This is a genomic window from Methanoregula sp., from assembly GCF_002835825.1.
Lineage (GTDB): Archaea > Halobacteriota > Methanomicrobia > Methanomicrobiales > Methanospirillaceae > Methanoregula.
This window is the reverse complement of the sequence record NZ_PIZH01000024.1, coordinates 1-11801: the sequence shown is the minus strand read 5'-3', so window position 1 is coordinate 11801 and position 11801 is coordinate 1. Positions and strand designations below refer to the sequence as shown.

The window sequence follows — 11801 nt, the reverse complement described above, 5'->3', positions numbered from 1 at the left end:
TCGGCAGCGTGATATTGGTATAAAAGACAGCCCGAGAAAGGAGACCAGGAGCGCGTTCCGGACCAGTGCAGTCAGGGATGTACGTGCTGTTGCTATCGATGCAGCAGTGTACGAGAAGGACGTTGTCGATGCGATTATCGGTAAAGCCACACGAGAAAGCCAGGCTCTCAAGAACCTGGTAAAATGATATTGAGATTACCACAAACAAGGTGAACAGAAATGGAGTATATCTATGCAGCACTTCTCCTGCACAAGGCAGGAAAGAAGGTCGATGAGAACGGCGTCAAGGCAGTCCTGACCGCCGCAGGTGTAGCAGCAGACGAAGCACGGATCAAGGGCCTCATTGCAGCGCTCGAAGGCGTCAACATTGAGGAGGCCATCAAGGCAGCCGCAGCAGCACCGGTAGCCGTTGCAGCAGCAGCACCCGCAGCAGCCGCAGCAGCACCCGCCGCCAAGGCAGAGCACAAGGAAGAAGACAAGAAGGCAGAAGAAGAGAGCGGCATGGCAGGGCTCGGTGCCCTGTTCGGGTAATCCGACTGGTTCATCAGAACCAGGAGGACGAGAAGAACGCATCAGCGTTCTTCGAATTCTCTCTTTTTACTTCTTCTCTGAATACCGTTCCTTGTTATGGACTGTCTGACCCGGGAGCGGAGCAGCCGCAGAAAATCCCCGGCTCTTTTAAAAAAGAAGTTATTGCTCGTGATTTCAGTAACCGATCACCGCACGAACAGCAGGCCCCGCACCTCGTTTGCCGTCATCCCCGGCTTCATGCTGGTGCCGTAGAGAAGCCTGATTGCTTCCCTGTCAATGAGGGAAAGCGTTTTTGTGGAATTGGTACCGCTGGAGAAGAGACTGTCCGGGTACAGGTCGGTAACACCAACAAGGCCCAGTTCGTAGAAGAGGCTCCGGAGAATGACATGGCTGCGTTCGTCTCCCTTGAGATCATTGTTGATGTAGATGGTGCCAAGCGTGACCTTGGCAACGGATCTTCCGCCCTGCACGAACTCCTTGTTGGTCAGGCTCTCCGATGTGTTCAGGGGGATTGCGCTCATGCCGTCTTCGGTAACGAACTTGAAGACGATATCTCCCGTTGCACTCCCCTGCTTCACCTGCGTGGAGATCTGGTTGGTGCGGGAGAGGCTGTTGAACTCCTGGATTGCGGTCTGGACAGCCATGGCATCGGTGTCACGGTTCCCTACCATCGAGATCACGATCCTGCCGTTGTTCTGGGCCTCGCTCCACCGTTCAAGGTAGGGATTTCCGGCACCGAACGCAAGGTCAAGGAAGTGCAGCTTTGCCGCATCGGCAGACGGAGTAGCCGATTTTGTCACAACGGCAGTTCCCGTGGGTACCACGGTGACCGGTACGGTTGTCGGGGGGATTGACGTGGGCAGCACCTGGGGCAGGGAGACCGTTGTGGTGATGCCCTGCCCGATGTCTGGTGCCGACATGCCAAAGAAAAGCCAGACAATACCGATGGCGATAATAATTATTCCCGATATGATGAACCCCCAGCCGGCTTTCATGGATCAAGGTTCACTCCCGTGGATGTTAAGTTTGTTCATTAAGGAACCAAAAACGCTTCTGGGATTGCTCAGGGAGTACCGGTCCGGAGCCGATACCCGACCCAGTCTCCCTTGTCCGGGACCGGTGTGGGATTCTCGATGTGCGCAAAGACGAACTCGAAGGCGTCGTTGTCAATGACACTCCTCCCGCTCTCCTCGCAGTACTGCACGAAGGCCTTGTACATGACATCGAACGGGACGCGGGCGTCAGGGTCCGCGATGAGGGCATCTTCGTGGAACTTCCAGATCCCCTCTAACTCGATGTCTTCGTCGACAAGCGGCCGTGCAAGGATCTCGTCAACAGCTTCTGCGGCCTCCTGCTGCTTTGACATCTTCTGGAGGTCACGGTAATAATCGGCAACGAGCGTGAGCCCCTGGCGGAGGTCGTTCAAGTCCTGCTCCAGGCCCTTGATCTTCTGTTCGGTACCGGTTATCTTATCAGATGGATCCATTGCTCGTGCGTGAATCTTTCTTTTGAGGCATTATAATGCCTCCGATTGCAGGAAAAGACTCATTTATGGACTTTGTGGTCAACGGTCCGAGATCCGGCACCCGGCATATACGACCTGCCCGTACGAGACACAGCCGTCCCCGAGCGGGTAGTCCCGGTTGATCACACAGGTGAGATTCGCGGCTGCAACCTCCTTTTCGATGGTCGTGCGGATGGCATGGTTGTAGGCAACACCGCCGCTAAGGGCAACCCTCTTCATGCCCTCGCGTTCCGCAGCACGGATGGCCATCATGGCGATCCCCCGGGCAAGGTTATCCTGGAACGAGGCAGCAACGTCCCGGATTGCCCTCTGGTCCCCCCGGGATGCGTCCATCCGTGAAAGTGCGGTCTCCACCAGTGCCCGGCTGGAGAGCATCTCGCAACCGTCCCGGGTGGCATACTCAAGATCCCACCTCTCTGCACGTCCCCCGGCAGCAGCCGATTCGAGTTTCATGGCCGGCTCCCCGTCATAGGTCTTCTCCCGGCAGATCCCGAGCAGGGCCGCCGCAGCGTCGAGCACACGGCCGGTGCTCGTGGTCTGCGTCACATTGAAGCCTGATGTAACCTGTTTTTGGAGCACACCCAGTTCGATGTCCGACCATCCCCGGGATGCAAGGAGGGCCTCGATCCGTTTATCCGGCAGGATGCCGTAGAGCATCCGCTCCGGGAACTTTGTTGCAAGATCGCCGCCCGGCATGGAAACCGGTTCGAGGTGGGCGACCCGCACAAGGTCCGGCACCTGCCCGGCAAAGATCTCGCTGCCCCAGACCGTCCCGTCGTCCCCGTACCCTACGCCGTCGATGGCGATACCGATGCAGGGCTCCGTGGTGGTTGCCGCGATATGGGCCCGGTGGTGCTGGACGGGAATGAGTTCGAGACCGTGCTCGGAGGCAATCTCGCGTGCGAAGCGGGTGGAGAGGAACTGCGGGTGGAGGTCATGGGCGATCACGTCGAACTTCGCCCCGAGGATCCGCTGGAGGTTTTTGACTGTCTCCTCAAGGTATTCGAGGGTTGCCGGGTTCCGCACGTTTCCGACGTGGGGAGATGTGACGGCAAAGCCCCCCTTGTAAATCGTGGCATTGGCGTTCAGCTCGGGGCCAACGCCGAGGATACAGTGCTTCCCGAGATCGATGGCTGTCCGTTTCGGTGCAATCCCGCGGGAGAGCCGGATGATGTACCCGTCCCGCACCACCGAGTCGTCGCACCGGTTCACGATCTGCCGGTTGTGGGTTAAGAAGAAATCCGCATCGCGGCAGAGTCTTGCCATCGCGGTGTCGATCTCCGTGATCATCGGGTAGCCCGGCATGTTTGCGCTCGTCATGATCAGGAGCGGGTGGTTCAGGTGGGAGAAGATGAGGTGGTGGAGGCCGGTGTAGGGGAGCATGCAGCCGATGGTATGGAGGTTGCTGATCCCGGCATGTGCGTCCGGGTCGCGCTTCTCCAGCACCGCTATGGGGTGGACCGGGCTCTCCATGAGGGCCCGGTCTTCCGGTGATACAATGGCGAGCCGGTCCAGGTAATCCGGCCGGACCATGACGGCAAACGGCTGCTCGATCCGGCCGAGCCTGTGCTTCAGGGTACCGGCCGATTCCTCCACGCAGGCAAGGTGGAACCCGCCGATTCCCCGGATCGCGAGGATGAACCCTGCGTCGAGAAGGCCGGCTGCCTCCATTACCGGGTCAGAACAGGCAACCTTGTGGCCGAGCTTGTCGGAAAGCGTCAGTTCCGGCCCGCAGGAAGCGCAAGCGATCGTCTGCGCATGGTGGCGCCGGGAGTGCGGGTCATGGTATTCCGCTTTACAGGCCGGGCACACCGGGAACTCCGCCATCGATGTCCGCTCGCGGTCATAGGGGATCTCCTTAATGATGCTGTACCGGGGCCCGCAGTTGACGCAGGAGGTGGCCCAGTAGTTATGATACCGGCCCCCTTTTAGGAAAATATCGGCAATACATTCGTCGCAGATCGCGATATCGGGAGGGATCATGCCGGAGAAGGAACCCGTCCCGCTCTTCAGGATCACAAACCCGTCGGCGATCGGGGCATTTGTTTCTGTGCACTCAATGGAGTCGATCCGGGAGAGCGGGGGGCCCCTTGAAACCGCAGAAAGGAATGCGTCGAACTTCTCCGGCTCGCCGCGGGCAACAATCTCCACTTCGCTCCCGAGGTTCTTGACCGTGCCGGCGATCCCCCGCCTGAGCGCCTGTGCATACACGAACGGACGGAACCCGACACCCTGCACAACCCCTTTTACCGTGATCCTGCCCGTTTTCTGCATGGTGATGCCGCAAAAATTTATTGATGCTCGCGAGGATATATGTATAGGGTTTTCACCGTGCCGGGACATATTCGCATCGTCAACGATCCAGTAGAGCTGGTCCCTCTCCTGATGACATTCAACGACCCCAGCTTCAAGAAAGTCTACGAACTCTTAAACAAGTCGTGGATGACCGAGGAAGAGATCCGGTCACACATCGACGAAGACTCCGTCCCGCTCTGCCTCCAGATCTTAAAAAAAGGCAACCTTGTCGAGGAGCAGTGGCGGATGCCAAAACCGGGCAAGAAGCCTGAGAAGGAATTCCGCGCAACCTACAACAAGTTCCGGGCAAACTTCCAGTGCAATCTCGCGGACCTCTCGGATATCCTTTACATCGCGCTCTCAAATGACGAGAACCTGAGGTCGGTTGTAGAAAATATCGAGGAAGAACTTACCAAAGGCAACAGTTCCATCAACGACCTTTCCCGGAAATTCAGTGTCAGTCCGGTATTCATCAAGGGCCTTGCCAAACGGATCACGCACATGGATGTGAAGGGACAGGGGCTGGTGCTGCTTGACACCGGGCGCTAAGGACCCCCTTTATTCTATTCTGCGCAGCAAGCGTGAGGTCTCCCGCCTCCAGATCCTGGTCGAGATCGCCGAGCACCAGCCGGCCGTCCGGCAGCAGGAGATCGCCGAGAAGCTGGGCGTGACCCCGCAGGCCATCTCCGAGTACATCCGCGAGCTCGTGGACGAGGGCATGGTCTCGGCAAGCGGACGGGGCAACTACGAGGTCACGAAATCGGGCATCGAGTGGGTCCTCGCCAACGCCGAGTCGCTTGAGTCCTATGCCCGGCACATCCGGCGCGACATCATCCAGCAGGTCTCGGTCTGGACCGCGATTGCGGCCGAGAATTTAAAGGCAGGAGACGAGGTCGGCGTGTACATGAAGGACGGTTTCCTCTATGCTGCAAAGAAGCCCTCGGCAGCAACCGGGTCAGCGGTTGCTGATGCAAAGAAGGACGAGGATATCGGGATAGCACGGTTAAACGGGATCATCGACCACCACGAAGGCGTTGTCCATGTCTGCAAGGTGCCCCGGATCCAGCACGGGGGCTCGCGGAAGGTGAAACGCGACAAGCTCCTGGACGTTATCGGAAAAGCCGGTTTTGTCGGTGCGGTCGGTCTCGAAGCATTCATCGCCCTGAAAGCAGCCGGCAGGAAGCCGGATATGTTCTTTGGCGCACGGGAAGGCGTGATCGAGGCCGCGTTCCACGGGATCGACTGTACCATCGTGGTCGTGGACGAGGAGTTCACGGACTTTTTAAAGCGGCTGGAAGGCGTGGGGCTCTCGTACGTGATCCACGACCTGATCGCCCCGTGAACCCGCCATGAAGATCATTGTCCAGCCCCAGAAAGGCGACAGTTACAAGCTGCTCTTTTACGATGGCAGGAATGTGCGGGGTGCAGGATATGTCGACCTGCAGGACACCCCCCGCGGCCCCCGGCCCACTAAGTACCGCGTGAAGTGGGGGACAAAAAAGGAGTACCGCCACACGCCCTCAAAGGACCTTGTCGCGAATATGCGTGAGGCAGAAATCCTGCTCGTGAAACGGGACCACCGGTTCGAGCTCTTCCTCGCTGATTTCCAGATGAAGTCCGGCACGGTCGACGCCTGCCGGATGTGCCTCCTTGATGAGAAGTTCACACCGCTCGACCAGAACAACACCGTGCAGTTCGGGAAGAACGAAAAGATCTGCCTGGACTGTGGCAGGCGCGAGCTCCGGCGCGAGGTTGCGCACCTGGGCCGGCTTGGCCGCGACGGGGTCAAGCACCTCGAGAGCCTGCTCATCCAGTTCCGGAACCTGGACCGGGTGCTTGCGACCCTCAACCCTGAGAAGATGACAATGGGTGCGGCACTCTTTGATAAGCTCGAGGCGCACCCGGTGATGACCACGGCGCCGCTCAACGAACTGCCCCTTCCCCGTCAGTTCATGGACGCCTGTGGGGTGAAACAGCTGATGCCGGCCCAGCAGCTTGCCGTCGAGGCCGGGCTGCTCTTCGGGAAGGACCTGCTGGTGGTGGCCGCGACGGCGAGCGGGAAGACCTTCATCGGAGAAATGGCCGGGCTGAAGAACTATCTCGAAGGCCGGGGCAGGACGCTCTTTTTAGTCCCGCTCGTGGCCCTCGCGAACCAGAAATACGAGCGGTTCACGGAGCGGTACGCGAAGTTTGCAAAGACCGGGCTTCTTACCGGCGTGAGCCGGCTGAACCTGCCCGAAACAAGGAAAGTCGGGGACCGGAACCCACAGGCCCCGATCATCGTGGGAACCTACGAAGGTGTGGACAACATGATCCGGCGCGGGGAGAAGATGAAGAACATCGCTACTGTCGTGATCGACGAGGTCCAGATGCTCGAGGACCCCGAGCGGGGCCACCGCCTCGACGGCATGATCGCCCGGCTGAAGTATCTCTGCCCGCAGGCCCAGTACCTCTACCTCTCGGCAACCATCGGGTCCCCGAAGATCCTGGCAAAGAAGCTGAACTGCAAGCTGGTCCAGTACGCGGAACGGCCGGTGGGGCTCGAACGCTACCTCCTCTTTGTCGAGCGCAAGCAGAAGATCCCGACCATCAAGCAGATGACAACCGAGGAGTACAAGCGGACGTCCTCGAAGGGCTACCGGGGCCAGACCATCATCTTCACGAATGCGCGGGCCCGGTGCCATACCATTGCCGATGCTCTCGGGATACGGGCAGCGGCCTACCATGCCGGCCTGAGCACGCAGGAGCGCCGGGATGTCGAGACCCGGTTCCTGCAGGGGAAACTGATGGCCGTGGTGACAACAGCAGCGCTCGGAGCCGGTGTCGACTTCCCGGCCTCGCAGGTGATCTTCGATGCCCTTGCCATGGGCCGCGACTGGCTCTCCGTGCAGGAGTTCAACCAGATGGCCGGCCGTGCCGGGAGGCCGGACTTCCATGATCTCGGCCGTGTCGTTATCCTGGCAGAACCCGGCGGGAGTTACTCCAGGGAGAGTCCCTGGACGGAAGAGGAGGTTGCAATCCGGCTCCTCAAGGGGGAGATGGAGGAGGTTGCCCCCGAGCATGACTTCGAGCAGAGCTCCGAGGAGTACGTGGCGAACGCGGTTGCCTGCGGGGGCGAGGAGGCGGATCTCAACCGGATCAACACCATGATGGTCGGCAGCATGGAACCTGTACTGCCGGACCTCATTACCCACCGGCTCGTGGAGAAGCACGGCACAAAGCTCGTGATGACCCCGCTTGCCCGGGTCATGGCCGAGCACTTCATCGGCATGGAACGGCTGCTTGAGATCGTCCGGCTGACAAAGACCATGGATGAGCCGGTGGAGATCATCGCGGAACTGGAGAGCGGCGGGCTGGAGAAGGAAGTAAAGCCTGATCCCGGCAAGGTGAAGGAACCAAAAGCGGAGAAGCAGCAGAAGAAACAGCACGGGCGAAGGCGCCGGTAACGAAGACCGGCATTCCGGAACGGAAGCGCCCGTTCCGGTGATCAATCAGCATTATATGGGTGGCCTGCCCAATGGTTTTCCATGAAAACCCCCAGGGAGGAGGAGCCTGCGATCCAGAAGGATATACAACACCTCACCCGCACCCTGACTCCGGATAACCTTGATGTGAAGGTCATGTTTGCAAAAGAACGGGGCATCCGGTCCTGCACCCCCCCGTTCGATGAGCAAAAGAGCGGCCCCGGGGTCCGCGAGCGGTTAAAGAGGGTCCAGCCGCCTCAGGAAGACTAAACCGGCTCTTATGCTTTTTTCGACCTGCACACCCAGATATCGTAGATCGGGTCGGCCGGGTTCTCGCTGATCTCAACCGTCCTTCCCATGCCCTCGCCCCACTCCCCGATGAGCCGTGCCTCGGGTTCTGTTCCCACGGTGATGAGGGTCTCCTCTGTTACCGCAAAGAGTTCGGAGACGATCTGCTGCCACATCTCCTGCGAGAAGGAGTTGATCTCGCCCATCATGATCCCGATCCCCCGGGGAACGGGCGCGGTGTATTGCGAGACCTTCATGGCATCGATCCACATCGTCTCCTCTGGCAGGAGCCGGCCGGCCGAGAGGCCGAGCGAGAGGAGCGCCGGGTCATTATCAAACGAGAGAGGCGTGTAGCCAAGGTCCCGGAGTACGAGCGAACCGACGCCGGACCCGCAGCAGGCATCGATGCAGGTTGTGCCGATCCCCCTGCCCCATGTCTTTTCGATGAGATCCTTAAGAATGCCCCTCCGTTTGGGATTGAGATCCTCAATCGTGGGGGGGACTTCTTCCTTGAGGGCAAGGCTGAAGTACTCCCTGACCGCCGCAGCCCAGACCGCCCGGTCCTCCTGGTAGATCTCCCCGTTTACGTTCTCGAACTTCTCGATGAGGAGGGCCGTCGGGTTCCGGCTGAGGAACGACCCGGTGACCCAGCAGTCGCCGTTCTTAAAAGCGAGCGCGAGGGGCTCCTCGTGTTCGTCCAGCAGGAGCCGGCCCTCATCGCCCCCCGCAAGGGTCAGGGTATCGTTGTACCGCGGATCAGGAAGGACCGAAAACTGCGGTTCAACAAACACAATATCGTCAACACCCAGGATCTCCGCTGCCTTCATCCGTTAGTCACCCCGCTCGATCCGCATCCCGTGCGGTGCTTCGATGGTCCCGTCAATTTTCGCGTCCTCGTGGAGCACCAGTGACTTCGCCCTGACATCGCCGAGGATATGAGCTCCCCGCTTGACGAACACGGTCGAGCCGCTCTCCACGTTCCCGTGGATAGTGACGCCGTCAACCACCGTGATCCGGTTCTTTGCCCGGAGGCTGCCGAAGATGACGGTATTCTGCTGGACATCGATGGATCCTGCCCGGATGTTGCCGTGGAGCCGGCACCCTTTCCCGATCTTCATGGTCGAGGGAACGGAGAAGACCTTCATGTTCAGCTTTGACCGGGCAGGGATCATGAGGGGGACTTCCTGTGTCTCCTCATCCTCGTCCGAAAGGAGGTCGTCGAGAATCCGGTCGAGCTCCTTCTCGTTCTCGATATGGAGCAGGGTCATCAGGTAGATGATGATGAACATGTATACCGGCATCGGGTTCCGTATCGCGATATCACCTTTAGCAGAGAACCCGTCCACGATCTCGACCTTCTCGCCGATGTCAAGCGCCCCGTTCACCTCCAGTTTTCCGAAGATCTTCACACCTTCGCCGATATAGGCATCCCGTTTTGCGATAACATCGCTTCCCACCTCGCACCAGTTCCCGATCCGGGTATCCCGGGCCGCCCAGACATACTCGCGGATCTTCGACGATTCTCCGACAAAGACATCGTTGCCCCGGAGCCCGTAGTCGATCTGGCAGGACTCACCTACCACGATATCGCGCGAGGTCTTGAGGCTGTGCTCCTGCAGCTCCGTCCCGTCAGGAAGGAGGCAGTGCCGGTGCCAGTCTTGTGCGGATCGTTCTTTCATTGAGTCTCCGATACGGGTTATGCCCCGAACTTGTGGGATTTGTTGACGAGGTCGAGGGCAATCGGCAGGAGATCGACTCCCTGGATCCGGCCAAGGCCGCCTTTTGCGCAACTGAACTCATCGTACCGGACAACATCGTCCGTCCGCACGCCCTCGCCCCGGATGATCACGGGAACCGGGTCGGCGGAATGGTCTTTGATGCACACGGGTGTCGAGTGGTCGCCTGTGATAATGATGATGGTGTCCTGCAGGTCCAGCAGGGGTTCGAGGAGGGGGTCGATCTTTTCAATGAAGGCTTTCTTCTGGTCGGCAAGGCCGTCATGGCCGGACTCGTCGGCGCCCTTGATGTTCATTAAGACGAAGTCCTTTGTCTCCAGTTCTTTGACCGCAGCAGAGATTTTCCCGGCAATGTTGCTGTTCTGCGAGCCGGTGATCCCCGGCACTTCGACATGGGGGAGGCCGACCGCTTTCCCGATCCCGGTGATGAGACTTGCCGCCGAAATGACCGATCCCGACAGTTCGTATTTCTTCTGGAAGGGCTCGAAATCGCCCATCTCCCCGGCGCCCCGCATCAGGACGACATTCGCCGGGGCGAGACCCTGCTTCACCCGGTCTTTGTTGATGGGGTGATCGAAGAGGATCTTCGTAGACTGCTTCACAAACTCGTTACAGATCGCGGCAGTCCGATCTTCCTTCTCTCCCTTGCGGAGTGGCGTGATCTTCAGGGGTGCAACGCCTTCTTTCTTCGGGTCATTGGAGGAGACGCAGTGGGAAAGCCCTTCACCCTCAAGGGCAAGGGCAGCCCGGTGACCAGCCCCGGACCGGAACGTTACCCTGACGCCGAACTTCAGGAGGTCGATGCCCTCCTGGATGGCCTTGCTCAGGGCTTCCGTGTCGTGAATACGTCCCGCACGGCGGTCGGTAATCAGCCCCTCGGGTGAGACAGTCGCGTAATTGCACCGGAACCCGATCATGCCCGCCTTCATGTCGATCCCTGTGCCGACACATTCGAGCGGTCCCCGGCCGGTGTAATATTTGTATGGGTCATAGCCGAGCAGGGCGAGGTGGGCGGTATCGGAGCCCGGGCGGACGCCGGGGGCAATCGTGTCCATGATCCCGCAGATCCCTTCGGCAGCAAGCTTGTCGAGGACGGGTTTTTTCGCCGATGAGAGCGGTGTCCCGCCCCGGAGCGACGGGCAGGGGCGATCGGAGATGCCGTCAAGGACGATGAAGAGGATTTTCTTCGCGGTCATTCTTGTGCAATGGTTGGGCGGGAGGGGTAATTAGAGATGTGGTTGGGATGGAGGAAATGATCAGGATGAGTGTTACGAGAAAAAGCCTTAAGGAGTGATTTTTTGGGAAAACTTCACAATGCCGGTCTCATAACCGATAATCCAACCGGTGCTTCTCAAGAAACTCAGCCGGTGTAATAACGTCCGCACCCGAACCCCGGAAATGCCGGGCATTTCCTGTGACAACCGGTACCCGGGTATGGAGGGCAGCCTCGGCGAAGGGCAGATCCCCCGGATCCGGCAGCATACAGGAAGCGGGAGAAGGTGTTACAAGCAGTCCTTCCCGCTGGATAAATGCCAGGATTTCATCGACCGCGTTTTTTGGGAACGCGAACTTTTCCCGTCGGAGGACATCAGCATACTCATCATATATCCTCGTGTCAAGGACAAGAATGATATCTCCGTTGACAACAAGGTTGAGGATCCCGGCAGGGGCTCCTCTTGCCGATAACATCCCGGACGCCAGCACGTTGGTATCCAGTACAATATGGGGGAGGTCCGTGTTACCGCCTCGCTCTTACCTTCCGGATCTCCTTCTCGATATCGTCATCGGAGAGGGTATCCAGCCCCTCGTTCCTCGCATGCAACCGGACCTTTTCCAGCGCGACTGCTGCCCGTGCCCTGCGGACCGATGCCAGGGCGGTCTCAAGATCGCATACGACCGGGAACACCATTGCCCGTGGCTGGCCATTGACCGTGATACCCGTCTCCTCACTTTCCCGCACTG

13 protein-coding genes and 1 pseudogene are annotated in these 11801 nt (G+C 59.3%); 6 read left to right on the top strand and 8 right to left on the bottom strand.

All coding sequences use genetic code 11. The features are described 5' to 3' along the window. Positions 1 to 187 (top strand): annotated as a pseudogene (locus CW742_RS01840) (hypothetical protein); the annotation flags it as partial. Between the two features lie 32 nt (positions 188 to 219). Beyond that, on the top strand, positions 220 to 531 hold the full coding sequence (gene rpl12p, locus CW742_RS01835; RefSeq protein ID WP_292415804.1) for a 50S ribosomal protein P1: 312 nt from the start codon (positions 220 to 222) through the stop codon (positions 529 to 531). 185 nt (positions 532 to 716) lie between these two features. Here the strand turns inward: rpl12p and CW742_RS01830 are convergent, their stop codons facing one another. The 3 genes from CW742_RS01830 to hypF all read right to left on the bottom strand — a co-directional run bounded on the left by CW742_RS01830 (position 717) and on the right by hypF (position 4330). Continuing rightward, the gene (locus CW742_RS01830; protein WP_292415802.1) at positions 717 to 1526 is read right to left on the bottom strand and encodes a DUF2927 domain-containing protein; all 810 of its coding nucleotides are present in this window, start codon (positions 1524 to 1526) and stop codon (positions 717 to 719) included. Positions 1527 to 1594: 68 nt separating this feature from the next. Further along, a complete protein-coding gene (locus CW742_RS01825) occupies positions 1595 to 2017 on the bottom strand; it encodes a hypothetical protein (RefSeq protein ID WP_292415800.1) in 423 nt (140 codons plus the stop codon). Positions 2018 to 2095: 78 nt separating this feature from the next. Beyond that, positions 2096 to 4330: a carbamoyltransferase HypF gene (hypF, locus tag CW742_RS01820; protein ID WP_292415798.1), complete on the bottom strand. Its 2235-nt coding sequence runs from the start codon at positions 4328 to 4330 to the stop codon at positions 2096 to 2098. A 39-nt stretch (positions 4331 to 4369) separates the two neighbouring features. Between hypF and CW742_RS01815 the strand changes: the two genes are divergently transcribed. The 4 genes from CW742_RS01815 to CW742_RS01800 all read left to right on the top strand — a co-directional run bounded on the left by CW742_RS01815 (position 4370) and on the right by CW742_RS01800 (position 8085). Further along, complete coding sequence (locus CW742_RS01815; protein WP_292415796.1) at positions 4370 to 4900, top strand: ArsR family transcriptional regulator; 531 nt, start codon at positions 4370 to 4372, stop codon at positions 4898 to 4900. Next, a complete protein-coding gene (locus tag CW742_RS01810) occupies positions 4884 to 5693 on the top strand; it encodes a winged helix-turn-helix transcriptional regulator (protein WP_292415794.1) in 810 nt (269 codons plus the stop codon). The genes CW742_RS01815 and CW742_RS01810 overlap by 17 nt, the downstream gene beginning before the upstream one ends. Before the next feature lie 7 nt (positions 5694 to 5700). Further along, the gene (locus CW742_RS01805) at positions 5701 to 7797 is read left to right on the top strand and encodes a DEAD/DEAH box helicase (protein WP_292415792.1); all 2097 of its coding nucleotides are present in this window, start codon (positions 5701 to 5703) and stop codon (positions 7795 to 7797) included. 81 nt (positions 7798 to 7878) lie between these two features. After that, positions 7879 to 8085 carry a hypothetical protein gene (locus CW742_RS01800; RefSeq protein WP_292415790.1) on the top strand — a complete coding sequence of 69 codons (207 nt, stop codon included), beginning with the start codon at positions 7879 to 7881 and terminating at the stop codon, positions 8083 to 8085. A gap of 8 nt (positions 8086 to 8093) precedes the next feature. On the opposite strand, the gene CW742_RS01795 is transcribed toward CW742_RS01800, so the two are convergent. The 5 genes from CW742_RS01795 to CW742_RS01775 all read right to left on the bottom strand — a co-directional run. Continuing rightward, positions 8094 to 8930 carry a hypothetical protein gene (locus CW742_RS01795; RefSeq protein ID WP_292415788.1) on the bottom strand — a complete coding sequence of 279 codons (837 nt, stop codon included), beginning with the start codon at positions 8928 to 8930 and terminating at the stop codon, positions 8094 to 8096. Between the two features lie 3 nt (positions 8931 to 8933). After that, the gene (locus CW742_RS01790) at positions 8934 to 9782 is read right to left on the bottom strand and encodes a polymer-forming cytoskeletal protein (RefSeq protein WP_292415786.1); all 849 of its coding nucleotides are present in this window, start codon (positions 9780 to 9782) and stop codon (positions 8934 to 8936) included. A gap of 17 nt (positions 9783 to 9799) precedes the next feature. Continuing rightward, the gene (locus CW742_RS01785) at positions 9800 to 11035 is read right to left on the bottom strand and encodes a 2,3-bisphosphoglycerate-independent phosphoglycerate mutase (RefSeq protein WP_292415784.1); all 1236 of its coding nucleotides are present in this window, start codon (positions 11033 to 11035) and stop codon (positions 9800 to 9802) included. A 127-nt stretch (positions 11036 to 11162) separates the two neighbouring features. Continuing rightward, positions 11163 to 11555 carry a putative toxin-antitoxin system toxin component, PIN family gene (locus CW742_RS01780; protein ID WP_292415806.1) on the bottom strand — a complete coding sequence of 131 codons (393 nt, stop codon included), beginning with the start codon at positions 11553 to 11555 and terminating at the stop codon, positions 11163 to 11165. A 22-nt stretch (positions 11556 to 11577) separates the two neighbouring features. Continuing rightward, positions 11578 to 11801, bottom strand: a 224-nt coding sequence (locus tag CW742_RS01775) for a hypothetical protein (protein WP_292415782.1), incomplete at its 5' end; no start/stop codon positions are given.